At 68.3% G+C, this 25168-nt stretch carries 21 protein-coding genes; 13 read left to right on the top strand and 8 right to left on the bottom strand.

Going from position 1 to position 25168, the window contains the following annotated elements; translation table 11 throughout:
- Positions 1-107: 107 nt before the first annotated feature.
- The 4 genes from rplI to rpsF all read right to left on the bottom strand — a co-directional run bounded on the left by rplI (position 108) and on the right by rpsF (position 1851).
- Positions 108-554: a 50S ribosomal protein L9 gene (rplI, locus tag OG892_RS20105; RefSeq protein WP_073733221.1), complete on the bottom strand. Its 447-nt coding sequence runs from the start codon at positions 552-554 to the stop codon at positions 108-110.
- A gap of 18 nt (positions 555-572) precedes the next feature.
- Complete coding sequence (gene rpsR, locus OG892_RS20100) at positions 573-809, bottom strand: 30S ribosomal protein S18 (protein WP_003967857.1); 237 nt, start codon at positions 807-809, stop codon at positions 573-575.
- Positions 810-853: 44 nt separating this feature from the next.
- The gene (locus OG892_RS20095; RefSeq protein ID WP_073733222.1) at positions 854-1486 is read right to left on the bottom strand and encodes a single-stranded DNA-binding protein; all 633 of its coding nucleotides are present in this window, start codon (positions 1484-1486) and stop codon (positions 854-856) included.
- 74 nt (positions 1487-1560) lie between these two features.
- Positions 1561-1851 carry a 30S ribosomal protein S6 gene (gene rpsF / locus OG892_RS20090; protein ID WP_018101872.1) on the bottom strand — a complete coding sequence of 97 codons (291 nt, stop codon included), beginning with the start codon at positions 1849-1851 and terminating at the stop codon, positions 1561-1563.
- 280 nt (positions 1852-2131) lie between these two features.
- Between rpsF and OG892_RS20085 the strand changes: the two genes are divergently transcribed.
- From OG892_RS20085 to OG892_RS20075, 3 genes are all read left to right on the top strand, one after another.
- Positions 2132-2446 carry a hypothetical protein gene (locus OG892_RS20085; protein ID WP_123527684.1) on the top strand — a complete coding sequence of 105 codons (315 nt, stop codon included), beginning with the start codon at positions 2132-2134 and terminating at the stop codon, positions 2444-2446.
- A gap of 191 nt (positions 2447-2637) precedes the next feature.
- A complete protein-coding gene (locus OG892_RS20080) occupies positions 2638-3756 on the top strand; it encodes a peptidoglycan bridge formation glycyltransferase FemA/FemB family protein (protein ID WP_073733224.1) in 1119 nt (372 codons plus the stop codon).
- Positions 3757-3910: 154 nt separating this feature from the next.
- A complete protein-coding gene (locus tag OG892_RS20075; protein ID WP_024489527.1) occupies positions 3911-4942 on the top strand; it encodes an alanine racemase in 1032 nt (343 codons plus the stop codon).
- 56 nt (positions 4943-4998) lie between these two features.
- Here the strand turns inward: OG892_RS20075 and OG892_RS20070 are convergent, their stop codons facing one another.
- Together OG892_RS20070 and OG892_RS20065 are read right to left on the bottom strand one after the other, a co-directional pair.
- Positions 4999-6495, bottom strand: coding sequence for a glycosyltransferase family 87 protein (locus tag OG892_RS20070; RefSeq protein ID WP_371629879.1), 1497 nt, complete (start codon positions 6493-6495; stop codon positions 4999-5001).
- Positions 6496-6617: 122 nt separating this feature from the next.
- A complete protein-coding gene (locus tag OG892_RS20065; protein ID WP_371629878.1) occupies positions 6618-9368 on the bottom strand; it encodes a transglycosylase domain-containing protein in 2751 nt (916 codons plus the stop codon).
- A gap of 402 nt (positions 9369-9770) precedes the next feature.
- Between OG892_RS20065 and OG892_RS20060 the strand changes: the two genes are divergently transcribed.
- From OG892_RS20060 to OG892_RS20050, 3 genes are all read left to right on the top strand, one after another.
- The gene (locus OG892_RS20060; protein ID WP_073733227.1) at positions 9771-10475 is read left to right on the top strand and encodes a PadR family transcriptional regulator; all 705 of its coding nucleotides are present in this window, start codon (positions 9771-9773) and stop codon (positions 10473-10475) included.
- 62 nt (positions 10476-10537) lie between these two features.
- Positions 10538-11620 (top strand): inositol-3-phosphate synthase, encoded by a 1083-nt coding sequence (locus OG892_RS20055; RefSeq protein ID WP_024489523.1) that lies wholly within the window; start codon positions 10538-10540, stop codon positions 11618-11620.
- Positions 11621-11788: 168 nt separating this feature from the next.
- Positions 11789-13057, top strand: coding sequence for an MFS transporter (locus tag OG892_RS20050; RefSeq protein WP_073733228.1), 1269 nt, complete (start codon positions 11789-11791; stop codon positions 13055-13057).
- 198 nt (positions 13058-13255) lie between these two features.
- Here the strand turns inward: OG892_RS20050 and OG892_RS20045 are convergent, their stop codons facing one another.
- Positions 13256-14698, bottom strand: a complete 1443-nt coding sequence (locus OG892_RS20045; protein WP_073733229.1) for a CCA tRNA nucleotidyltransferase — start codon at positions 14696-14698, stop codon at positions 13256-13258.
- 183 nt (positions 14699-14881) lie between these two features.
- Here OG892_RS20045 and OG892_RS20040 point away from each other — a divergent pair, with 183 nt between their 5' ends.
- The 7 genes from OG892_RS20040 to trxA all read left to right on the top strand — a co-directional run bounded on the left by OG892_RS20040 (position 14882) and on the right by trxA (position 24384).
- Positions 14882-17179: a DUF6049 family protein gene (locus OG892_RS20040; protein ID WP_073733230.1), complete on the top strand. Its 2298-nt coding sequence runs from the start codon at positions 14882-14884 to the stop codon at positions 17177-17179.
- 49 nt (positions 17180-17228) lie between these two features.
- Positions 17229-19385 (top strand): murein biosynthesis integral membrane protein MurJ, encoded by a 2157-nt coding sequence (gene murJ / locus OG892_RS20035; RefSeq protein WP_328866276.1) that lies wholly within the window; start codon positions 17229-17231, stop codon positions 19383-19385.
- Between the two features lie 128 nt (positions 19386-19513).
- A complete protein-coding gene (locus OG892_RS20030) occupies positions 19514-21205 on the top strand; it encodes a protein kinase family protein (protein WP_073733232.1) in 1692 nt (563 codons plus the stop codon).
- A gap of 25 nt (positions 21206-21230) precedes the next feature.
- Positions 21231-21935: an RNA polymerase sigma factor SigM gene (sigM, locus tag OG892_RS20025; protein ID WP_073733233.1), complete on the top strand. Its 705-nt coding sequence runs from the start codon at positions 21231-21233 to the stop codon at positions 21933-21935.
- Entirely contained in the window at positions 21932-22912 is a 981-nt protein-coding gene (locus tag OG892_RS20020; RefSeq protein WP_371629877.1) for an anti-sigma factor, read from the top strand. Before sigM ends, OG892_RS20020 begins: the two co-directional genes overlap by 4 nt.
- Positions 22913-23046: 134 nt before the next feature.
- A complete protein-coding gene (gene trxB / locus OG892_RS20015) occupies positions 23047-24009 on the top strand; it encodes a thioredoxin-disulfide reductase (protein ID WP_371629876.1) in 963 nt (320 codons plus the stop codon).
- Positions 24010-24051: 42 nt separating this feature from the next.
- Positions 24052-24384 carry a thioredoxin gene (gene trxA, locus OG892_RS20010; RefSeq protein WP_371629875.1) on the top strand — a complete coding sequence of 111 codons (333 nt, stop codon included), beginning with the start codon at positions 24052-24054 and terminating at the stop codon, positions 24382-24384.
- Between the two features lie 104 nt (positions 24385-24488).
- Here the strand turns inward: trxA and OG892_RS20005 are convergent, their stop codons facing one another.
- A complete protein-coding gene (locus OG892_RS20005) occupies positions 24489-25106 on the bottom strand; it encodes a GNAT family N-acetyltransferase (RefSeq protein ID WP_073733237.1) in 618 nt (205 codons plus the stop codon).
- Positions 25107-25168 lie beyond the last annotated feature (62 nt).

Genomic DNA, 25168 nt, shown 5'->3' with positions numbered 1-25168 from the left:
TCACGTGAAACAGGCACGGGGTCCAGCAAGCTCCCCGAGCGGGAAACGGCGAAGGGCCGCACCTCAAGAGGTGCGGCCCTTCACTGTTCTGCTGAGATGCGGCCTGATCAGGCAGCAACAACCTCGACGCCGAGCTTCGCAGCGACCTCGGGGTGCAGACGCACGGACACCTGGTGTCCGCCGAGCGTCTTGATCGGCGAGCCGAGCTCGACGCGACGCTTGTCGACGTCCGGACCACCGGCAGCCTTGATCGCCGAGGCGATGTCGGCCGGGGTGACGGAGCCGAAGAGACGACCGGCGTCGCCGGAGCGAACGGCCAGACGGACCTTCACGGCCTCGAGCTTGGACTTGATCTCGTTGGCCTGCTCGATCGTGGCGATCTCGTGGATCTTGCGGGCGCGGCGGATCTGCGCCACGTCCTTCTCGCCACCCTTGGTCCAGCGAATGGCGAAGCCACGCGGAACCAGGTAGTTACGGGCGTACCCGTCCTTGACGTCAACGACGTCGCCAGCAGCACCGAGGCCGGAGACCTCGTGGGTGAGGATGATCTTCATGATTCGGTCACCCTTCCCTTATCGCGCGGTGGACGTGTAGGGCAGCAGCGCCATCTCACGGCTGTTCTTGACAGCCGTGGCGACGTCACGCTGATGCTGCGTGCAGTTGCCGGTGACGCGGCGGGCACGGATCTTGCCACGGTCGGAAATGAACTTCCGCAGCATGTTCGTGTCCTTGTAGTCCACGTACTGGGTCTTGTCCTTGCAGAACGCGCAGACCTTCTTCTTAGGCTTGCGCACAGGCGGCTTCGCCATGGTGTTTCTCCTGTGTGATCAAGAAGTGGGGGTACGAGCTGCCCTTAGAAGGGCGGCTCGTCCGAGTAGCCGCCGCCAGACGTTCCAGAAGAGCCGCCGGAACCGCCGGAGCTTCCGCCCCAGCCGCCTCCGCCGCCCTGCTGGCCCCCGCCCTGCTGGCCGCCGGCCGGCGCGCTCGTGGCCCACGGGTCGTCGGCGGGAGCGCCGCCACCGCCCTGCTGGCCACCAGCACCGGGACCGCCGCCCCAGTTACCGCCACCCTGCTGACCGCCGCCGTATCCACCCTGGCCCTGGCCGCCCTGGCCACCGCGACCGGTGGTCTTGGTGACCTTGGCCGTGGCGCTCTTGAGACTGGGGCCGACTTCCTCGACGTCCAGCTCGTAGACCGTGCGCTTGACGCCCTCGCGGTCTTCGTACGACCGCTGCTTCAGCCGGCCCTGCACGACAACGCGCATGCCTCGCGTGAGCGACTCGGCGACGTTCTCCGCCGCCTGCCGCCAGACCGAGCAGGTGAGGAACAGGCCTTCGCCGTCCTTCCACTCATTGGTCTGCCGGTCGAAGATGCGGGGAGTGGACGCGACGCGGAACTTCGCGACCGCCGCACCGGACGGGGTGAAGCGCAGCTCGGGGTCGTCGACGAGATTGCCGACGACCGTGATGACGGTCTCGCCTGCCATGGATGAACCTCTCGGCGGGGATTGCTTCTGGCTGCTTGCTGCTACTCGAACCCGATGACCACTGAGCTAGAAGCTCAGTGGATCTCGGGACGGAGGACCTTGGTCCGGAGGACCGACTCGTTCAGGTTCATCTGGCGGTCGAGCTCCTTGACGACCGCAGGCTCGGCCTGCAGGTCGATGACCGAGTAGATGCCCTCGGGCTTCTTCTTGATCTCGTAAGCGAGCCGACGACGGCCCCAGGTGTCGACCTTCTCAACCTTTCCTTCGCCCTCACGGACGACGGAGAGGAAGTTCTCGATCAGCGGGGAGACTGCTCGCTCCTCGAGATCGGGGTCGAGGATGACCATCACCTCGTAGTGACGCATGTGGAACCCACCTCCTTTGGACTCAGCGGCCACGGTCGTTCCGTGGCAGGAGGGTCGTGATGCGTAAGCAACAGTGTCTCCGAGTAAAACAGCCGCCACTGACAACGCCCTCGGTCAAGGAGGGGCTGAGATGGGGTGGCCCGGGCAGACACCGGTGCAGACCGTCCAGAGTACCCGTAGACGGGCTTCCGGTTGAAATCCGGTGGTCAGGAGACGCAATCTGTACACATCGGGTGTGAGCGGCGCCACGATGCGCCGCCTTTCGGCCAGGAGGTACTCCATGGCACACGCAGTGCGACCCCGTTCGTCCGTCTCCCTCTTCGCCACTGACGGAAAGGCTCATCCGCTCCAGGACGCCCTGGTGGCGGTAACGCTGGCTCTCGGCATCCTCGCGTTCGTGACGGCGTGGTTCCACGGCCTGCATCTGATCAGCTCGTGGGCCGGGCTCGTCGGAATCCTCGTAGGCGCGTACGGGCAGTACATCTCCGTGACGACGCGGGAGAGGTTCCCGCTGATCCTCGGTATCGGAGCCTCCGCCATCGGGTTCTTCCTCGGCATGGCCCACGGCGGCCTCTTCGGCGGCGTGGTGGGCTGAGCCCGGCGGCATCCGGCGGGCCCGGCACGGGTCCGGGGCGGCGTAGCAGCCCGGCGCCGCCCCCCGTACCACCTGCCGGAACCGTCCGGGTGCGACAGGGCCAGACCGCGCGCTTCCCGGTCACAGTAGGCTTCGGCGCGAGAGCCGGAGCCCCTGACCGATGGGGACACACCTGCCGAGGAGCGCCCCGCATGAGCCTGACCCTGAGGACCATCAGCCGAGAGCAGCATCTGGCGTACATCCAGAGTCTGCCCGCGGCGAGTCACATGCAGGTCCCGGCATGGGCGGATGTGAAGGCCGAGTGGCGCTCGGAGAGCCTGGGCTGGTTCGACAAGAACGGCGAGCTCGTCGGCGCCGGCCTGGTGCTCTACCGGCAGCTCCCCAAGATCAAGCGGTACCTCGCTTATCTTCCCGAGGGCCCGGTCATCAACTGGTACGCCCCGAACCTGGCCGACTGGCTGCAGCCGATGCTGACGCACCTCAAGCAGCAGGGCGCCTTCTCGGTGAAGATGGGCCCGCCGGTCGTCATCCGCCGCTGGGACGCCCACGCGATCAAGGCCGGTATCCAGGACCCCGACGTGAAGCGCCTGCGCGACGTCGAGGCCACCCACATCGAGCCCCGCGCCTTCGAAGTCGCGGACCGGCTGCGGAAGATGGGGTGGCAGCAGGGCGAGGACGGCGGCGCCGGCTTCGGTGACGTACAGCCCCGCTACATCTTCCAGGTGCCGCTGGCGAACCGTTCGCTCGAAGACGTCCACAAGGGCTTCAACCAGCTCTGGCGGCGCAACATCAAGAAGGCCGAGAAGGCCGGCGTCGAGGTCGTCCAGGGCAGCTATGCCGAGCTCGCCGAGTGGCAGCGGCTGTACGAGATCACGGCCGAGCGCGACCACTTCCGGCCGCGCCCGCTCGGCTACTTCCAGCGCATGTGGACGGCCCTCAACAACGAGGACCCCAACCGGATGCGGCTGTACTTCGCCCGTCACGAGGGCGAGAACGTCGCGGCCGCGACCATGCTGATCGTCGGCGGTCACGTCTGGTACTCCTACGGTGCGTCGGCCAACCACAAGCGTGAGGTCAGGCCCTCGAACGCGATGCAGTGGCGGATGCTCCGCGACTCGTACGCCATGGGCGCCACCGTCTACGACCTGCGCGGGATCTCCGATTCGCTGGACGAGACCGACCACCTCTTCGGCCTGATCCAGTTCAAGGTCGGCACCGGCGGTCAGGCGGCGGAGTACCTCGGTGAGTGGGACTTCCCCCTCAACAAGCTGCTGCACAAGGCGCTCGACATCTACATGTCCCGCCGCTGATCCGGGGCACATGGATCCGTGGCGCACGGATCCATGACACAACGATCCGTGGCGCAAGGCTGACGAAACCGGCTTCATTCGTTTCAATGGGCTCTTCAAGTAGCTCTTCACACCTCTGATACACCGCAGCCACCAGAAAGGTTCCGGACCGGCCATGGCGCTCTCCCTGTACGTCGACACCGCGCGCTGGCGGGCGCACCAGAAATCCGTGCTCGATCAGTTCCCCGGGCTCGTACCGGTCTGCAAGGGCAACGGGTACGGCTTCGGCCACGAACGGCTGGCCGACGAGGCGATCCGTTTCGGTTCCGACACGCTCGCGGTCGGCACCACCTACGAAGCAGCCCGGATCAAGGACTGGTTCAGCGGCGATCTGCTGGTGCTCACGCCGTTCCGGCGGGGTGAGGAGCCGGTGCCCCTGCCCGACCGGGTCATCCGTTCCGTGTCGTCGGTGGACGGGGTGCACGCCCTGGTGGGCGCCCGGGTCGTCATCGAGTGCATGAGCTCGATGAGGCGGCACGGCGTCAAGGAGGAGGAGCTCGGGCAGCTGCACGCCGCCATCGAGGACGTACGCCTCGAAGGCTTCGCCCTGCACCTCCCGCTGGACCGCGCGGACGGCTCGGACGCGGTCGAGGAGGTCATCGCCTGGATGGACCGCCTGAGGGCGGCCAGGCTGCCGCTGCACACGATGTTCGTCAGCCACCTGCGGGCCGAGGAACTGGGCCGGCTCCAGCAGCAGTTCCCGCAGACCCGGTTCCGGGCCCGCATCGGGACCCGGCTCTGGCTCGGCGACCACGAGGCGACGGAGTACCGGGGCGCGGTGCTCGACGTCACGCGCGTCGCCAAGGGCGACCGGTTCGGCTACCGGCAGCAGAAGGCCGCGTCCGACGGCTGGCTGGTGGTCGTCGCGGGCGGTACGTCGCACGGGGTGGGCCTGGAGGCCCCGAAGGCGCTGCACGGCGTGATGCCGCGCGCCAAGGGCGTCGCCCGCGCCGGCCTGGCCACCGTCAACCGCAACCTGTCGCCGTTCGTCTGGGCCGGCAAGCAGCGCTGGTTCGCAGAGCCGCCGCACATGCAGGTGTCGATCCTGTTCGTGCCCTCCGACGCGGAGGAGCCGAGGGTCGGCGACGAGCTGGTGGCCCACCTGCGCCACACCACCACGCAGTTCGACCGCCTCGTAGACCGCTGAGCCGCCCGGGGCCGCCGCATCGCTGCGGCCCCGGCGCGCCTCACCCGTCCCGTCGCTCAGTCGGCGGCCGGCGTGCCCCCTGCGCCCCACTCCACGCGCGGTCCCTCGACCGTGAGCGCGGCATGGCGCGGCGGGTGCGCTGCCGCACGGCCCAGCACGAAGGCGTCCGGCGCCCCGTCGAGCACCCCGCCCGAGGGGTCGTCCGAACCGTCGCGCCGCACGCCGTCCCGCTCCGGCATCAGGATGTCCCGCACGACCACGGCGCAGAGGTACAGCGTGCCCAGCAGATGCAGGGCGATGGCGAGCTGGTAGCCCTCCGTCGGCAGGCCCTGGTGCTTGTCGCCGCTCGTCGTGTAGGCGAGGTACATCCAGATCCCCAGGAAGTACATGACCTCGCACGCCTGCCAGATCAGGAAGTCCCGCCAGCGCGGCCGGGCCAGCGCGGCGAGGGGGATCAGCCACAGCACGTACTGCGGTGAGTAGACCTTGTTGACGAGGATGAACACCGCGACGACGAGGAACGCGAGCTGCGCGAACCGGGGCCTGCGCGGCGCCGTCAGTGTCAGCGCGCCGATGGCGGCGCACAGCCCGACCGTCGCCAGGGTCGAGACGGTGTTGACCGTGCTGACGTCGATGGACTCACCGGTGCGCTGCGTGATGATCAGCCAGAACGAGCCGAAGTCGATCGAGCGTTCCTCGCTGAAGGTGTAGAACTTCTTCCACCCGTCGGGGGCGAACACCATCACCGGCAGGTTGACGACCAGCCAGGAGGCCGCGGCGCCGAGCGTCGCCACCCAGAACGCCCGCCATTTCGCGGCCCGCCAGCACAGCACGAAGGCCGGTCCCAGCAGCAGCACGGGATACAGCTTGGCGGCGGTGGCCAGCCCGATCAGGATGCCGAACGCCAGCGGCCGGCTCCTGGACCACATGAGCATCGCCGCGGCCGTGAGGGCGACGGCCAGCAGGTCCCAGTTGATCGTGGCGGTGAGCGCGAAGGCGGGTGCGAGAGCCACCAGGAGGCCGTCCCAGGGGCGGCGCCGGTGCGTGCGCGCGACACAGACGGCGATGATCGCGGTGCAGATCATCAGCATGCCCGCGTTGACCAGCCAGTACACCTGCTCCTGGTGCTGGATCGAACCGCCCGGGGTCAGCCACGCCGCGATCTGCATGAACACCCCCGTGAGGACGGGGTACTCCAGATACTGCATATCGCCGGGCAGCCGGTCGAAGTAGGGCACCAGGCCGTCGGAGAAGCCGCGCCCGGCGTACAGATGCGGAATATCGGAGTAGCAGGCGTGGGTGTACTGGGAGCCCGCGCCCTGGAACCAGGCCCAGTTGTAGCAGGGCAGCTTCTGCACCATGCCGAGCGCGAACATCCCCAGCGCGACCAGCGCGACGGCACCCACGGGGGTGAGTGCGGTACTGCCGAGCCGCGACCAGCGGCCCGACCTCCCGCCGATCAGCTCGCTGCCGGCCGCGGCGACCTCGTCCTCACGCGTGGGCCGTACGACGGACCGTTCCTGCTGCACGCTCGTGTCCTCTGCACTTGGCATGCCGCACATCCTGCCGTACCGGACTGTGCGAACGGCGAGGGCCGCCGCACCCCGTGGTGCGGCGGCCCTCGCCATGGCTGTCGGACTGCCCCGCGCCGGCCTGCCCGGCCGGGCGGAGGCCGCTACCCGTTCGCACCTCCGAGGATGCCGTTGTTGCCGTTCCCGTTGCCGTTCCCTCCGTCGCCGGCGGGCGGGCTGGAGCCGCCGGGATCGCCGTTGCCGGCCGTTGTCCCCTCCGTGGTACCGGGTGTGCCGCCGTCGTCCCCGCCGGTCGTGCCGGCGTCGGCGCCGCTGTTGTCCCCTCCGTCGGACGTACCGCCGTTGTTGTTCTGGCAGTTCCAGTCCCAGGCACCGCAGCTCTCCGTCGGGTCGGGCGGCGACGGCGGCGAGGCCGGAGCGCTCGGCGGGGGCGTGTCGGACGGCGTTATGGACGGGCTCGGCGGGGGCGTGTAGCTGGGCGTCGGCTTGGGGCTGCTCGCGCCGCCGCCGTAGAGCTTGTCGCCGATCGGCTCCGCCTTCGGGAAGTCCACGACCTTCTTGCCCTGCATGGCTTCCGCCATGTAGTCGTGCCAGATCTGGGCCGGGAACGAGGCGCCGTGGATCTTCTCCTCACCGCCGGTCCCGTACATCTTCTCGAACTTGCGGCCCTTGTGCTTCTCGTTGTCGTCCAGCCGGTACATGCTGATCGCCGTCGAGAGCTGCGGGGTGTAGCCGACGAACCAGGCGGAGAGGTTGTCGTCCGTCGTACCCGTCTTGCCCGCCACATCGCGGCCCGGAAGCTTGGCGGGTGTACCCGTACCGTGCTCGACGACGTTCTTGAGCACGTCGGTCACGTTGTCGGCCACGACGTTGTCGAAGGCGCGCTTGGTGACCGTCTCGTGCTGGTACATCACCTCGCCGAGCTTCTTCACCTGAGTGACCGAGAACGGCTCGCGCTGCTGGCCGCTGGCCGCGAACGTGGCGTACGCGCCGGCCATCCGGATCACGCTCGGCGAGGACGTACCGATGGAGAACGACGGAACGGTCGAGTTCGCCATGTTGTCGTCGTCCTTCAGGCCGGCGGCCATCGCCGCCTCCTTCACCTTGTCCGTGCCCACGTCCATACCGAGCTGGACGTAGGGGGAGTTGGCGGAGACCTCCATCGCCTTACGAAGGGTGATGTTGCCCTCTGAGTGGTTGCCGTCGTTGGTCTGCAGCCACTCCTCACCCTTCTCGTTGGTCCATACCTCGCCGTTGTACTTCTTGATCTTCAGTTTGTTGTTGCCGTTGTAGACGCTCAGCGGCGAGACCTTCTGGCGTTGCGAGTCGTTCTGGTCCGGGCCGAGCTCGGGGTCCCGTCTTCCGTGTTCCATCGCGGCGGCCAGCACGAAGGGCTTGAAGGTCGAACCCACCGCGGCGCCGGTCGGGTCGGCGTTGTTGGTGTAGTGCTGGGTCGCGTCCTTGCCGCCGTAGATCGCCTTGATGGCGCCGGTCTCCGGATCGACGGAGCCACCACCGAACTGGACGTGGGTGTCCTTGTCGGGGCGCTTCTTGGGGTCGATCTTCTCGTCGTAGACCTTCTTGACGGCCTTGTTGAGCTGCTCGACCTTCTTCTTGTCGAAGGTCGTGTGGATCTCGTACCCGCCCCGGTTGAGCATCTCGGCGGTGACACCGCGGGTGTTGTTCGCGAGGAAGTACTTCCGGGCCAGCTCGACCAGGTAACCCGTCTGCCCGCCCAGCTGGGCGTCCTTCTTCAGCGGCTTGGGCGCCGGGAACGTCCGGTACTTGTCGTGATCGGCCTTCGACAGCCGGCCGTCCTTGAACTCCTCGTCCAGGATCCACCGCCAGCGCTTCTTCGCCCGGTCCAGGTTCTTCGCCGGCGTCGCTTCCTTCGCGTCGACGTCCGGAGCACCCGCCGGGTCGTAGTAGCTGGCGCCCTTGAGCAGCGTCGCCAGGAAGGCGCACTCGCTCGGGTTCAGCTTCGCGGCGTCCTTGCCGTAGTACGTACGGGCGGCCGCCTGGATACCCGAAGCACCCCGCCCGTAGTACGAGACGTTGAGGTACCCGGCCATGACCTCCTTCTTGTTCCCCTGCTCGCCGACCTTCAGCGTGATGAAGAGCTCCTCGACCTTCCGGCTCAGGGTCTGTTCCTGGGAGAGCCGCGAGTTCTTCACGTACTGCTGCGTGATGGTCGAGCCACCCTGCGTCTGGCCGCCCTTGGCCATGTTCCACACGGCGCGGCCGATGCCCATCGGGTCGATGCCCTTGTCATGCTCGAAGGACTTGTTCTCCGCCGAGATGACGGCGTTGCGCATCGCCTCCGGGATCTGCTCGTACGCGATGACCTGGCGGTTGGCCATACCACCGGTCGCGACCATCTGCGTGTTGTCGGACCAGTAGTAAACGTTGTTCTCCGCCTTCGCGGCATCGTTCACCTTGGGCATCGTCACCATCGCGTACGCGAGGCTGGCAACGCCCATCAGAATGCCCACGAAGCCGATGCACAGGCCGGAGACGAGCTTCCACGACGGCACCCAGCGCCGCGCGCCGTGCTTGCCGGCGCGCGGGTAGTCGATGAAGCGCTTCTTGACCGGGCGCTGGCTTCCGCGCCCTCGGCCCCGGCCGGGGCCCTCGGCCCCGTCGTCGCCACCACCGCCCCGGCGCCGTCCTCCGCCGTCGGAACCGCCACGGCCGCCGGAGCCGCGCTGGGCGGCCCGTCTCGCCGCGGCACGCCCGCCGTACGGGGTGTCCTCGCCGTGCGGACCGGAAGGTGATTCAGAAGTCACGCTACGTGACGGCGCTGCGCGGCGTCCTGAGGACTGCTGGGTGGCTCGTCTGGTCGCTGCGCGCCCGCCACCTTGCGGCTGCGGTGCTTTGCGACGGTGCTCGCTCATCGAACGACTACTCCTCGGGCAGGCGAGAACGCCTGGAAGCGGCAGTTGAGATCCGGTCCCCCCGAATTACGGACCAGCCCTGCGACGGGCACGTCCGCAGCGCATCCGGTCAGTCCGCGGAGACTGACGCGGTCGGGCGTCACGCGGTTCCCGGTGGTCTGCATGCCGGACAGACTACGCACGGTCAAAACCCTCCTAGGACCGAACTTCACCTCAAATTACGCAAGTCGGTTCCCAAGAATTAGTTATGTGACGCCGTTCACTAAGGCCCCCCTTGCCCCAACGGAGACTCCGATCTATCGTGCTGATGTATCGACTCGATACATCAGCTCGGTACATCGGCTCGGCATAACAGCCCGGCACAGGGACGGACGAGAGCACTCGGAGAAGGAGGAGGCGAGGTTGAGCAGACGCTCCGGCATCCTTGAGTTCGCTGTCCTCGGGCTGCTCCGCGAGTCCCCGATGCACGGCTACGAGCTGCGTAAACGTCTCAACACGTCGCTGGGGATCTTCCGCGCCTTCAGCTACGGAACCCTCTACCCGTGCCTCAAGACGCTGGTCGCCACCGGCTGGTTGATCGAGGAGCCGGGAAACGCTCCGGCAGAGCTTCCGCCCGGCTCCGGCCGCGCGGTGGCCCCTTCCTCTTCTCTGGCAGGGCGCCGCGCCAAGATCGTCTACAGATTGACGGCGGAAGGTAAGGAGCACTTCGAAGAGCTGCTCTCGCACACCGGCCCGGACTCCTGGGAGGACGAGCACTTCGCTGCTCGTTTCGCCTTCTTCGGACAGACGGAGCACGAGGTGCGGATGCGGGTGCTGGAAGGCCGTCGCAGCCGGCTGGAGGAGCGTCTCGAGAAGATGAGCGCCTCTCTGGCCCGCACCCGCGAGCGTCTCGACGACTACACACTTGAGCTTCAGCGACACGGCATGGAGTCCGTGGAGCGCGAAGTGCGCTGGCTGAACGAGCTCATCGAGAGCGAGCGGTCGGGACGGGATCAGCGACGATCCTCGCCCGAGGGCTCAGCTCAGCAGAACACCGCAGGAGAGCCGGACGGCCTGCCCCGGCGGGGTAACAACCCGCCGGATCCGTCCGGCGACACCGCCAAGTGAGATCCCCGCAGATCCACGGGGCCCTCATCAGGAACATCCATTACACACAGGGAGCAACCGGAATGGGTTCGGTTCGCGTAGCCATCGTCGGCGTGGGCAACTGCGCCGCCTCGCTGGTCCAGGGCGTCGAGTACTACAAGGACGCCGATCCGGCCGGCAAGGTGCCCGGTCTGATGCACGTCCAGTTCGGCGATTACCACGTACGGGACGTTGAATTCGTCGCCGCCTTCGACGTCGACGCGAAGAAGGTCGGCCTCGACCTCTCGGACGCCATCGGCGCCAGCGAGAACAACACCATCAAGCTCTGCGACGTGCCGAACGCCGGCGTGACCGTCCAGCGCGGCCACACCCACGACGGTCTCGGTAAGTACTACCGCGAGACCATCGAGGAGTCGGCCGAGGCCCCGGTCGACATCGTCCAGATCCTCAAGGACCGCAAGGTCGACGTTCTGGTCTGCTACCTGCCCGTCGGCTCCGAGGTCGCTGCGAAGTTCTACGCGCAGTGCGCCATCGACGCCAAGGTCGCGTTCGTCAACGCCCTCCCGGTCTTCATCGCCGGCACCAAGGAGTGGGCGGACAAGTTCACCGAGGCCGGTGTCCCGATCGTCGGCGACGACATCAAGTCGCAGGTCGGCGCCACCATCACGCACCGCGTGATGGCGAAGCTCTTCGAGGACCGGGGCGTCGTCCTGGACCGCACGATGCAGCTGAACGTCGGCGGCAACATGGACTTCAAGAACATGCTTGAGCGTGAGCGCCTCGAGTCCAAGAAGATCTCCAAGACGCAGGCCGTCACCTCGCAGATCCGCGACCGCGACCTCGGTGCGGACAACGTCCACATCGGCCCGTCGGACTACGTGGCCTGGCTGGACGACCGCAAGTGGGCGTACGTGCGCCTCGAGGGCCGCGCCTTCGGTGACGTTCCGCTGAACCTTGAGTACAAGCTCGAGGTGTGGGACTCCCCGAACTCGGCCGGTGTCATCATCGACGCCGTCCGCGCCGCGAAGATCGCCAAGGACCGCGGCATCGGTGGCCCGATCCTCTCCGCGTCCTCGTACTTCATGAAGTCCCCGCCGGTCCAGTACTTCGACGACGAGGCCCGCGATAACGTCGAGAAGTTCATCAGGGGCGACGTCTCCAACTGACACCACCTGAGCAGGGTCCCCTGTCCGGTTCAGGCCGAATCCGGACGACCGGCCCCAGGTATGTCGGCGCGGCACAGCCGGGAGCGGTAACGCTCCTGAGCTCCCGCACCGTTGAGGGTCCCCGGGCAATCCGCCCGGGGACCCTCAACGTATGTGACCCTTGCTCCCATGCCCGTCGTGCGTGACCTGCGCGTTCTCCTGCGCCTTCGGAACTTCCGCCGCCTGCTGGCCGTACGGGTGCTGTCCCAGTCGGCCGATGGCGTCTATCAGGTGGCGCTCGCGACGCATGTGGTCTTCTCCCCGGAGAAACAGACATCGGCGGGCGCCATCGCCTCCGCCATGGCCGTACTCCTGCTGCCCTACTCGCTCATCGGCCCGTTCGCCGGAGTGCTGCTGGACCGCTGGCCCCGCCGTCAGGTCTTCCTCTACGGCAATCTGCTGCGCGCCGGGCTCGCCTGCTGCACCGCACTCCTGATCCTGGGCTCCGCCCCGGACTGGCTCTTCTACACATCGGCCCTGTGCGTCACCGCCGTCAACCGCTTCGTCCTGGCAGGCCTCTCCGCCGCGCTGCCGCGCGTCGTCGACCAGGAACGGCTGGTGCTGGCCAATTCCCTCTCCCCGACCGCGGGCACCCTCGCGGCGACGGCAGGCGGTGGCCTCGCCTTCGTCGTACGGCTGCTGCTGTCCGACTCCGATGCGGCGGTGGTGCTGCTGGGCGCGGGGCTCTACCTCGCCTCGGCGGTGGCGTCCCTGACCCTGGCCGCCGGGCTCCTCGGCCCGGAGCGACGCAGCGGCCGACTGCCCCTGCGTCGGGCCCTGGCCACGACCGCCCGCGGTCTCGGTGACGGGCTGCGCCATCTGGCGGAACGCAGGCACGCCGCACGGGCGCTGGCCGCCATGACGGTGATCCGCTTCTGCTACGGAGCGCTGACGGTGACGGTTCTGATGCTGTGCCGGTACGCCTGGGCGGACACCGAAGCCCATGGGCTGGCGCTGCTCGGGCTGGCGGTGGGGGTGTCCGGGGCGGGGTTCTTCGCCGCGGCGGTGCTGTCCCCGTGGGCCGTGGCACGGCTCGGGCGGTTCCGCTGGATGACGGTGTGCGCGGCCGCCGCAGCCGCCCTTGTGCCGGCGCTGGGGCTGTGGTTCACCCCCACGCCGATGCTCGTCGCCGCGTTCGTCCTCGGCCTCGTCACCCAGGGGGCGAAGATCGCGACGGACACGGTGGTGCAGACCTCGGTGGACGACGCCTTCCGCGGCCGGGTGTTCTCGCTCTACGACGTGCTGTTCAACGTGGCCTTCGTGGGAGCAGCCGGTGCCGCCGCTCTCATGCTGCCTCCTGACGGCAGGTCGGCCACGGTGGTCATCGGAGTGGCCGCGCTCTACGCCCTGGTGGCCATGGCCCTGTACCGCTGGAGCCGAACCCGCGAGGTCGTATAGCGTGCGCGCGTCCAAGAAGGCAGTGCAGGATTCGAACGCTGCCGAGTTCAAGGTCGCCGCAGTGCACGACGACACCTCCGACAGGACTGACCGAGGGCGCTGTTTCACGTGAAACAGCGCCCTCGTCGTACGAGCTGCCGGTCATGTTTCACGTGAAACATGACCGGCAGCCCTCCCGGCCATACCGCCTAGTGGGGCTCAGTCCTGCGATTCCCACCACTTCTTGAGCTCGGCCACTGCCTCGTCGTGCTCCACCGGCCCGTTCTCCAGGCGCAGTTCCAGCAGGAACGCATACGCCTTGCCGATGACCGGTCCGGGCCCGACGTTCAGGATCTGCATGATCTCGTTGCCGTCCAGGTCCGGCCGGATCGCGTCGAGCTCTTCCTTGTCCTGCAGCTGCGCGATGCGCTCCTCCAGCGCGTCATAGGTCCGCGAGAGGGCGGATGCCTTGCGCTTGTTGCGCGTGGTGCAGTCCGAGCGAGTGAGCTTGTGCAGCCGTTCCAGCAGGGGGCCGGCGTCACGCACGTAGCGGCGGACCGCCGAGTCGGTCCACTCCCCGTCGCCGTACCCGTGGAAGCGCAGATGCAGCTCCACCAGCTTCGAGACGTCCTTGACCATGTCGTTGGAGTACTTGAGGTCGGTCATCCGCTTCTTGACCATCTTGGCGCCCACCACCTCGTGGTGGTGGAACGAGACCCGGCCGTCCTTCTCGAAGCGCCGGGTCCTCGGCTTGCCGATGTCATGAAGAAGCGCGGCAAGACGCAGAACGAGGTCCGGGCCGTCCTCCTCCAGGTCGATCGCCTGCTCCAGAACGGTCAGGGAGTGCTCGTACACGTCCTTGTGACGGTGATGCTCGTCACTTTCGAGCCGGAGCGCGGGGAGCTCGGGAAGTACCTGTTGTGCCAGCCCCGTGTCGACAAGAAGCGCCAGCCCCTTCCGGGGGTGCGTGGAGAGAAGGAGCTTGTTGAGCTCCTCACGGACCCGCTCGGCAGAGACGATCTCGATCCGCCCCGCCATTTCCGTCATCGCCTCGACCACATCGGGAGCCACTTCGAAGTCCAGCTGCGCGGCGAAGCGCGCGGCTCGCAGCATGCGCAGCGGGTCGTCGGAGAACGATTCCTCGGGGGTTCCGGGGGTGCGCAGGACGCGCTCCGACAGGTCCCCGATGCCACCGTGGGGGTCGATGAAGTCCTTCTGCGGCAGCGCGACAGCCATCGCGTTGACCGTGAAATCACGTCGGACGAGGTCGTCCTCGATGGAGTCGCCGTAGGAAACCTCCGGCTTGCGCGAGGTTCGGTCGTACGCCTCGGACCGGTATGTGGTGACTTCGATCTGGTAGCCGTCCTTCTGGGCGCCCACCGTGCCAAAGGCGATCCCGACCTCCCATACCGAGTCCGCCCAGGGCCGGACGATCTTCAGGACCGCCTCGGGACGGGCATCGGTCGTGAAGTCCAGGTCGTTCCCGAGCCTGCCCAGAAGTGCGTCCCGGACCGAGCCACCGACCAGGGCGAGACTGAATCCGGCATCCTGGAATCGGCGGGCGAGATCGTCGGCGACCGGGGACACCCGGAGCAGTTCACTGACTGCGCGGTGCTGCACCTGGGTCAGGACACTGGCGTTGTCTTCATTGGCATTCGGCACAACAGAAAAGGGTACGTGCCCGGACCGGCCCGGACGTCATGGTTTCCTTCAGCCCTGCGAGACTCTGCCGATCATGTGCCGTACACCCCAGCACTTAGCCGCCGCGCACATCGTTACCATGCGTGGACGCAGCAACGGACGACGATCGACAGCAGCTCATGACGACGAGGGACGGGTAGGCGCGTGGCCGAGGCGGCAGACTTCCAGGGGATGGATCCCTCTCCTGCCCGCCGGTGGCTGCGGCGCACAGCCGCCGTGCTGGCCGGGGCTCCGCTCGTCGCCGCCCTGCTGGCCGGGGCGGCCGCTCCGGCGGCGCAGGCCGGCGTGCCGGACAAGGCCCCGACGGGCTCCGGCACGGTCGCGGTGTCCCTGGACACGGTCACTCCGAGTGCCCCGGTGAAGGGGGACACCCTCACCGTGTCCGGCACCCTGACCAACAAGGGCAAGGAGACCGTCACCGCGGCCCAGGTCGATCTGCGCGTGGGCCCCCGGCTCTACAGCAGGACGTCGATAGACGCGGCCAACCGGCGCACCGGATATCTGCCCGGCGCCGACCCGTCTCCGGTCGGCGGCAAGTACACGGTCAAGATCGCCAAGCTGCCCTCCGGGATCAGCCAGGACTTCACCCTGTCCGTGCCCGTCAGCAAGCTGGGGCTCGGCGACGACGGCGTGTACCAGCTCGGCGTCACCCTGTCGGGCCGGACGTCCCACGCCCTGTACGACCAGGTGCTCGGGATCAAGCGGACGTTCCTCCCCTGGCAGAACGAGAACCGCGACTCCAAGCCCCGGATCAGTTACGCCTGGCCCCTGATCGCTGCGGCGCACCTCACCGCCGAGACCGGCTCCGACTCCCAGCAGACCCCGGTGTTCGCCGACGACGAGCTGGCCGCGGAGATCGCGCCGGGCGGCCGCCTGGAACAGATGGTGTCGCTGGGCAGCCAGCTGCCCGTGACGTGGGTCATCGACCCGGATCTGCTGGCCAGCGTCGACGCGATGACACGGGACTACCGGGTCAAGTCCGGTGACACCACGATCGCCGGTACGAATCAGAACGTGGCCAAGCAGTGGCTCGCCTCACTGGAAGCGGCGGTGACCGAGGGCAAGGTCATCGCGCTGCCGTTCGGGGATCCCGATCTGGCATCGATCGCGCACCGCGGCAAGAACGTCTCGGGCACCCTGAGCCACCTCCAGAACGCCAGCGAGGTGGCCGCGACGACGGTGCAGACGATCCTGCACCTGAAGCCCTCGACGGACTTCGCGTGGCCGGTCGACGGTGCCATCGACCCGTCGATCGTGGACGTCGCCACATCGGCCGGCGCCCACAACGTGATCTCACGCAGCGACAGCCTCCAGGAGAACGGCAACCTGGTGTACACGCCCACCGCCGCCCGGCCGATCGGCGGCGGCACCACCGCCGTGGTCTCCGACTCCCGGCTCTCCACCGCCTTCCAGGGCGATATGACGAAGGCCGGGGACTCCACGCTCGCCGTGCAGAAGTTCCTCGCCCTCACGCTCTCCCTGGCCGAGCAGGACACGGACAAGGACCGGAGCGTCGTCGTCGCGCCCCAGCGGATGCCGACGGTCGCCCAGGCCCAGACGATGGCCCGCGCCCTGCACGCCCTCGACGACGATCGCTGGACGCAGTCCCAGGGGCTGATCCAGGCGGCCGAGGGGAAGCCCGACGCGAAGGCGACCACACAGGTCCCCCGGACGTCCCGGTACCCGAAGAAGCTGCGCAGCCAGGAGCTGCCCACCCAGGCCTTCCAGGACATCAAGTCCACCCAGGCCTCCCTCAACAACTTCCAGGTCATCCTCACCCAGCCCGAGCGCGTGGTGACCCCCTTCGGCAACGCGGTCAACCGCTCCATGTCGACGTCGTGGCGGGGCAGGCCGCTGGAGGCCCAGCAGTACCGGGATTCGGTGCGCACCTACCTGCAGGGTCTCGTCAACGAGGTCCAGCTGATCTCGAAGTCGGATGTCACCCTGTCCGGGCGGAGCGCCACGATTCCGGTCACGGTGCAGAACAGGCTGTTGCAGGACGTCGACCACCTGGTGCTGCGGCTGAGGTCGGAGAACGCGACGCGGCTCAAGCTGAACGACGGCGGTGCCGTGGCGGAGCAGCCGATCCAGATCGCGGGCGGTCACAGCCAGTCCGTGAAGTTCGACGCCGCTGCCAACATCAACGGCCAGGTCCAGATGACCGCCCAGCTGTACACGGAGGACGGCACGCCGTACGGCGCGGAGATGAACTTCACCGTGAAGGTGTCCGAGCTGACGCCGACCGTCCTTCTCGTGATTGCCGGCGGACTGCTGCTGCTGGTCCTCGCCGGCATCAGGATGTATGCACATCGCAAGCGCGCCAACGCGGGCGGCGCGGCGGGCGACGACGGCAGTGAACCCGAGCAGCCGAGTGACCCGACGCCGGACACCGGTCCCGAAAGCACGGAGCCGTCGGGCACGGGTGAGAAAGTGGACCGTTGAGCGATGTCTGTCGTGGCCGGTCGGCCGGGGACGATGAGGTGGGGTTTCGATGAACGCGCCGTACGACGGTGATCGCGGTCAGGGTACGGGCGGAGCTGGGTCTTCCGGCGGTCCGCCGGTGCCCCCTGGTCCGGAGCAGGTGCCACCGGCGCCCGATCCGTATCTGCAGGCCGCGTACGACTACGACCCCTACCGGGCGCAGGACCTCTCGGCGCAGGATCCGGTGAACGAGGCCCTGTACGACCGTGCGGCGCATCCGCCACCGCCTCCCGGCACCTACCAGCAGCCGCAGCCGCTCTACCAGCAGCCGCCTGCCGCCCCGTACGCCCCCGACCCGCGGATCTGGGCACAGACACCGCCGCCCGAGCCCGACGGCCCGTCCCGGCACCTGCCGTACGGCGACGACGCGGCGACCACCCAGTTCGTCGGCGTGGACGATCTCGTCACCCAGGCCTCTGCGGGGCGCGATGAACCCGACGCGTTCGCACACCTCTTCCGGGACCAGGAGGGCCCGGCGGGCTCCCCCGCCCCGGACCGGCCCGAGCCGGCCCCCGCGCCCGTACCGGCGAAGTCAGGCGGCCGGGCCTCCGGGCTGCTGAAGTCCAGTGCGGTCATGGCGGCCGGCACCCTCGTCTCACGGCTCACCGGATTCGTCCGCAGCCTGGTGATCACCGCGGCCCTCGGCGCGGCCCTGCTCGGCGACAGCTTCACCATCGCCTACACGCTGCCGACGATGATCTACATCCTCACCGTGGGCGGCGGCCTCAACTCGGTGTTCGTCCCCCAGCTCGTCCGTTCCATGAAGGACGACGAGGACGGCGGCGAGGCCTACGCGAACCGGCTGCTGACCCTGGTGATGGTCGCGCTCGGTGTGATCGTCGCCCTGGCGGTCTTCGCGGCGCCCTGGCTCATCCGGCTGATGTCGGACACGATCGCCAGCGATCAGGCCGCGAACAACGTGGCCATCACCTTCGCCCGGTACTGCCTGCCCACCATCTTCTTCATGGGTGTGCACGTCGTGATGGGCCAGATCCTGAACGCCCGCGGGAAGTTCGGCGCGATGATGTGGACTCCGGTCCTCAACAACATCGTCATGATCTTCACCTTCGGCATGTTCATCTGGGTCTACGGCACCTCCCACGAATCCCACATGGGCGTCCAGACGATCCCGCCGGAGGGCGTCCGGCTGCTGGGCATCGGCACCCTGCTGGGCCTGATCGTCCAGTCCCTCGCCATGATCCCGTACCTGCGCGAGGCCGGGTTCCGGTTCCGCCCGCGGTTCGACTGGAGGGGCCACGGGCTCGGCAAGACGGTCAAGCTGGCCAAGTGGACGGTCCTGTTCGTCCTGGCCAACCAGGCCGGTGTCCTCGTCGTCACCCAGCTCGCGACCTCCGCAGGCAAGGAGTCCGGCAGGAACGGCGCCGGTTTCCTGGCCTACTCCAACGCCCAGCTGATCTGGGGCATGCCGCAGGCGATCATCACCGTCTCGGTCATGGCCGCTCTGCTGCCCCGCATCTCCCGTGCCGCCCACGACAACGACCCGGGCGCGGTCCGCGACGACATCTCGCAGGGCCTGCGCAACTCCGCCGTGGCCATCGTGCCGGTCGCCTTCACCTTCCTCGCCCTGGGCGTTCCGATCTCCACCCTGCTGTACGCCTCCACCGGCCCGGAGGCCGCTCGTTCCATGGGTTACATCCTGATGGCCTTCGGCCTCGGGCTGATCCCCTACTCGGTGCAGTACGTGGTGCTGCGAGGGTTCTACGCCTACGAGGACACCCGCACCCCCTTCTACAACACCGTCATCGTCGCCCTGGTCAACGCGGCTGCCTCGGCCATCTGCTACGTCGCGCTGCCCGCCCAGTGGGCGGTGGTCGGCATGGCCGCCTCGTACGGCCTCGCCTACGCCGTCGGTGTCGGTATCGCGTGGCGCCGGCTGCGGAACCGGCTGGGCGGCGATCTGGACGGCGCCCACGTCCTGCGTACCTACGCCCGGCTCTGCCTCGCCGCGATCCCCGCGGCACTGATCGGCGGCGGTGTGGGGTTCGCCCTTCTCCACGCGCTCGGCGACGGCGCCTCGGGCTCGCTCCTCGCGCTGGTCTGCGGTGGGATCGCGCTGCTGGGTGTTTTCGTCGTCGCGGCGAAGCGGATGCGGATCGAAGAGATCAACGGCATGGTCGGCATGATCCGGGGAAGGCTCGGCCGCTGAAGATCACCGGCCCGCACAACCATCTCCGGTCCCTGCGTGTCGTGCATGGTGCCGGAGTATGGGCACAATTGGCGTGACTGTGCAGAGCTGGCTGGCATCGCGCAACGGATGGGGAGGCAGGAACGACGGTGGCGGAACGTAGCACGGCTGCCGTTGACGTGGCCGACAACAGCGGCGACAAGCCGCTGTCCGCCAAGGCGGACGAGGCCACGACCGACGGCACGGCAGAAGCCCAGGAATCAACGGGCGCAGGCCCCCAGGAAGCGGTGGACGAACCGGCGGACGCCGACGCCACCGTGTCTTCCCCCGATCTGCACAGCGGTCACAAGCTCGCCGGACGCTACCGGCTGGAGGAGTGCGTCACCCGTCTGGACGGTTTCAGCAGCTGGCGCGCCGTCGACGAGAAACTGCGCCGCGCGGTGGGCGTCCATCTCCTCCCCGCCGACCACCCGCGAGCCCGCTCCGTGCTGGCCGCGGCCCGTTCCTCCGCACTGCTCGGCGACCCCCGCTTCGTGCAGGTCCTCGACGCCGTGGAGGAGAACGACCTCGTCTACGTCGTCCACGAATGGCTTCCGGACGCCACCGAGCTCACCGCACTGCTCGGCGCGGGGCCGATGGAGGCCCACGACGCCTACCAGCTCGTCAGCCAGATCTCCCAGGCCATGGCGGCCGCGCACCGCGAGGGACTGGCCCATCTGCGGCTCACTCCCGGCGCGGTGCTCCGCAGCTCCTCCGGTCAGTACCGGATCCGCGGTCTCGCGGTGAACGCGGCACTGCGCGGCATCACCTCCGAGGGCCCCCAGCGCGCCGACACCGAAGCGATCGGCGCCCTCCTCTACGCCGCGCTGACCCAGCGCTGGCCGTACGAGAGCGACGCCTACGGCCTCACCGGGCTCCCCAAGGGCGTCGGCCTGATCCCGCCCGACCAGGTACGGGCCGGCGTCCACCGCGGCCTCTCCGAGATCGCCATGCGGGCGCTCGCGAACGACGGCGCCACGGCCTCCCGCCAGGAGCAGCCGTGCACCACGCCCGACGAACTGGCCAAGGCCGTCGCGGCCATGCCGCGGATCCGCCCGCCCGAGCCCACGTTCACCGCGCCGCCCGAGTACCAGCGGACCACCTACCAGCAGGGCACCTACGGTCGTCCCGCCGGACCCGGCGCCGCGCCGACCCAGGCCGTGCACGTCGTACCGCCCGCCCCGCTCCAGAGCCGCACGGGCAAGGCGCTCAAATGGGCGGTCTCCGCGCTGCTCATCGCCGCACTGGGCCTCGGCAGCTGGCAGCTCGCGGAAACCCTCCTGGACCACGACAGCAAATCGGGCGACCCGGGTACCACACAGAGCAACCCGGAGAACGGCGGCGCCCCGCCCGTCGAGAAGAGCAAGCCCGTCCGAATCGTCAGCGCCAAGGACTTCGACCCGCTCGGCGACGGGTCGGAGAAGCCCCAGGACATAGACCACGTCTACGACGGCGACGCGAGCACGTACTGGCACACCGACGGCTACTACTCCGCCGACTTCGGGAAACTGAAGGAGGGCGTCGGGGTCGTACTCGATCTCGGCAAGGTCCAGCGGGTCCGCAAGGTGGACGTGACGTTCCTGGGCGGCACCACATCGGCCGAGTTGCGCACCTCCAGCGACGCCACGGCACCAACGATGCCCAACAGCTTCACCAAAGTTGCCGAAGGTTCGGGCACGAACGTGTCACTCAAGCCCGGCGAGTCCGTTCAGGCGCGGTACCTTCTGGTCTGGCTCACCAAGCTGCCGCCGAGCGAGGGGACCTTCCGGGGCAAGATCTCGGACATCAAGGTCACCGGCTGACAGTAACGAGGGAGGGGGCTCACCGTTGGACGACACCAGATTCGCCGACTCGACTGATCAGGACCTTCTGGCCAGCCACGTAGCCGGTGAGCCGGACGCCTTCGGTGAGCTCGCACGGCGGCATCGCGACCGGCTGTGGGCCGTGGCTCTGCGCACCCTGGGCGACCGGGAGGAAGCGGCCGACGCCGTGCAGGATGCCCTCGTCTCCGCCTTCCGTGCCGCCCATACCTTCCGCGGCCAGTCCGCCGTGACCACCTGGCTGCACCGCATCACCGTCAACGCCTGTCTCGACCGGGTCCGCAAGGCGTCCTCCCGGAAGACCTCGCCCGTCAACGACCCGGAGCGGCTCGACCAGCTTCTGGAGCCGCACGAGTCCGCCGAGGCACCGGCCGAGCGGCAGGACCTGCACCGCGAACTGTTCGCGGCCCTCGCCACCCTCCCCGCCGAGCAGCGTGCGGCCCTCGTCCTCGTCGATATGCAGGGGTATCCGGTGGCAGAGGCGGGGCGCATCCTCGACGTTCCGGTCGGCACCGTGAAGAGCCGCTGCGCCCGGGGCCGCGCCAGACTGGCCCCGTTGCTCACCCATCTCCGCGGGGAAGCCGGGGACAGCGGTGAGCGGGAGGCGGGAAGGAACCGGACGGCGAGAGCATCCGTCCCACCGGCAGCGGGGCCAAGAGACGCGGGAACAAGCGATCCAGCTGGAGTGAAGGGCGGAGGTGGGCGCACATGACATCGACAACCGACACGACCCAGCACCCGGACGTCTCAGAGATCTCCGACCTCACCGAGGGCGTGCTCTCGCCGCCGCGCACCGCTGATGTCCGGCACCACGTGGACGGCTGCGATCTCTGCGCCGACGTCCTGGCCTCCCTGGAGGAGATCCGCAGCCTGCTGGGCTCCATGCCTGCCCCGCAGGCCATGCCCATCGACATAGCGGACCGCATCGATGCCGCGCTCGCCGACGAAGCCCGTGCCGTTGCCACCGCTTCCGACTCGGAGGCGGAAGGTTCACGGGCGGAGGCAGATGTTTCACGTGACGCGGAGGCAGATGTTTCACGTGAAACGGAGCAGGCCGCCACCGCGCAGGAGCTCGCGGACCGCCCCGCCGGGCACGCACGTGCCGCCACCGGTCCCGGTCGCCGCCCGATGCGCCGACGCCGCCGCCGGGCAGTGCTCGGCACCACGCTGGGCGCCGCCGTAGTCGGTGTGAGCGTCTTCCTGCTGCAGAACGTCACCACGTCACACAACTCCGCCGACGTCAGAGCTTCGGACCAAGGAACCAGCGCCAAGAAATCCGACTCGCAGGCGTTCTCGCAGTCCACGGTCCAAGAACGTGTCCACAGTCTGCTGAGCTCCAGCACGGACCCGTCGGACCCAGGGAAGTCAGCCGGCCGGAATCAGGCACCTTCGATCGACACGAAGTCCTCGCCGCAGACCGAACCTCCAGGATCGGCGTCGCCGCAGGCGCCGCTCCGCGCTCCCGTGGCGACCGTCCCTTCCTGTGTGGAGCAGGGGATAGGACGGAACTCCGCCGTCCTCGCTGTCGAGAAGGGCACCTATCAAGGCGCGGAGGCCTTCCTCGTCGTCCTTCCGCATCCCACGGACACGACCCGGGTCGAGGCCTACGTCGTCGATGCCGCATGCGTCGGTGCGGACCCCGCAGTCAAGGGGAAGCTCCTGCTGACACACGCCTACGCCCGCCCCTGAGTATCACGCCGGATGCCGGCCCGGGCACGTCGGGAATGCATCCCCCGTAGGATCCGTTGGGTGGGGTGAGAGTCGTTGAACCGACCCCAGTAGGCGTGGACAGTAGGCAGTCTGCAGAGACGAGGAAGAAACCCGTGAGCGACGTGCGTAATGTGATCATCATCGGCTCCGGCCCAGCGGGCTACACCGCCGCGCTGTACACGGCGCGCGCCTCCCTGAAGCCGCTGGTCTTCGAGGGCGCCGTCACCGCCGGTGGCGCGCTGATGAACACGACCGACGTGGAGAACTTCCCCGGATTCCAGGACGGAATCATGGGCCCGGAGCTCATGGACAACATGCGCGCCCAGGCCGAGCGATTCGGTGCCGAGCTGGTCCCCGACGACGTGGTCTCCGTCGACCTCACCGGCGACATCAAGACCGTCACCGACACCGCGGGCACGGTGCACCACGCCAAGGCCGTCATCGTCACCACCGGGTCGCAGCACCGCAAGCTCGGTCTGCCCAACGAGGACGCCCTCTCGGGACGCGGCGTCTCCTGGTGTGCGACCTGCGACGGGTTCTTCTTCAAGGACCAGGACATCGCCGTGGTCGGCGGCGGCGACACCGCGATGGAGGAGGCAACGTTCCTCTCCCGCTTCGCCAAGTCGGTCACCATCGTCCACCGCCGCGACTCGCTGCGAGCCTCCAAGGCCATGCAGGACCGCGCCTTCGCGGACCCGAAGATCAAGTTCGCCTGGGACAGCGAGGTCGCCGGGGTGCACGGCGAACAGAAGCTGTCCGGTCTGACCCTGCGCAACACCAAGACCGGTGAGACCTCCGAGCTCGCCGTTACCGGCCTGTTCATCGCAGTCGGCCATGACCCGCGCACTGAGCTCTTCAAGGGCCAGCTCGACCTCGACGACGAGGGCTACCTCCAGGTCCAGGCCCCCTCGACGCGTACGAACCTCACCGGTGTGTTCGGCGCAGGCGATGTCGTCGACCACACCTACCGGCAGGCCATCACCGCTGCCGGCACCGGCTGCTCCGCCGCACTCGACGCCGAGCGCTTCCTCGCCGCGCTCGCCGACGACGAGAACGCCGCCGCAGCCACCGTCTGATCCAAGTCTCACCCACACCCCCGCGAAGTTAAGGAGGCCGCCGTGGCCGGCGTGCTGAAGAACGTGACTGACGACTCGTTCGACGAGGTCGTCCTGAAGAGCGACAAGCCCGTACTGGTGGACTTCTGGGCTGCCTGGTGCGGCCCGTGCCGCCAGATCGCCCCCTCCCTGGAGGCCATCGCGGCTGAGCACGGCGACCGGATCGAGATCGTCAAGCTCAACATCGACGAGAACCCGGCCACCGCTGCCAAGTACGGCGTCATGTCCATCCCGACGCTGAACGTCTATCAGGGCGGCGAGGTCGCCAAGACCATCGTCGGCGCCAAGCCGAAGGCCGCGATCCTTCGCGACCTCGAAGGCTTCATCGCCGAATAAGGCCGGACAAGGCAGAACCGCTGCCCGATGTTTCACGTGAAACGGGCCCACCCCGAGGGGTGGGCCCGTTTCACGTTTCACGTCCCGTAGATACACCGCCCGAATCACAGCGGTCGCAGCACCGGCTCCTTCTGGACCGCACCCAGCAACCGGTCCAGAGCCAGCTCCACATCTTCTTTCCACGAAAGGGTCGTGCGCAGTTCCAGCCGCAGCCTCGGATGAGACGGATGCGTTCGTACGGTCTTGAAGCCCACTGCCAGCAGATGATCCGCGGGCAGCACACAAGCCGGTTCCTTCCAGCGGGCATCCGCGAACGCTTCGATCGCCTTGAATCCGCGGCTGAGCAGATCCTTGGCGACGGTCTGCACCATGACCCGTCCGAGGCCCTGCCCCTGGTACCCCGGCAGGATCAAGGCAGTCATCAGCTGAACGGCATCGGGGGAGACCGGGCTGGTCGGAAAAGACGCAGCCCGCGGTACGTAGGCCGGCGGTGCGTAGAGAACGAAGCCGACCGGAACGTCATCGACGTAGACAACGCGGCCGCAGGACCCCCACTCCAGCAGAACACCGGAGATCCAGGCCTCCTTCTCCGCCCCGGGCCTGCCGGCCTTGACCGCGGCCGCTCCGCGCACCGGATCAAGTTCCCAGAACACACAGGAACGACAGCGCTCGGGTAGATCAGAGAGGTTGTCCAGCGTGAGCGGTGCGAGCCGACGCCCCATGAAGGCTGTTCCTCACTTCCCTCGTCCACTGCATCGCGTGCGACGGACGGTGCACTCCGTTC

Source organism: Streptomyces sp. NBC_00341 (assembly GCF_041435055.1).
Lineage (GTDB): Bacteria > Actinomycetota > Actinomycetes > Streptomycetales > Streptomycetaceae > Streptomyces.
Note: the sequence above shows the minus strand (reverse complement) of the source record. Positions and strands in the feature narration are given on the sequence as shown.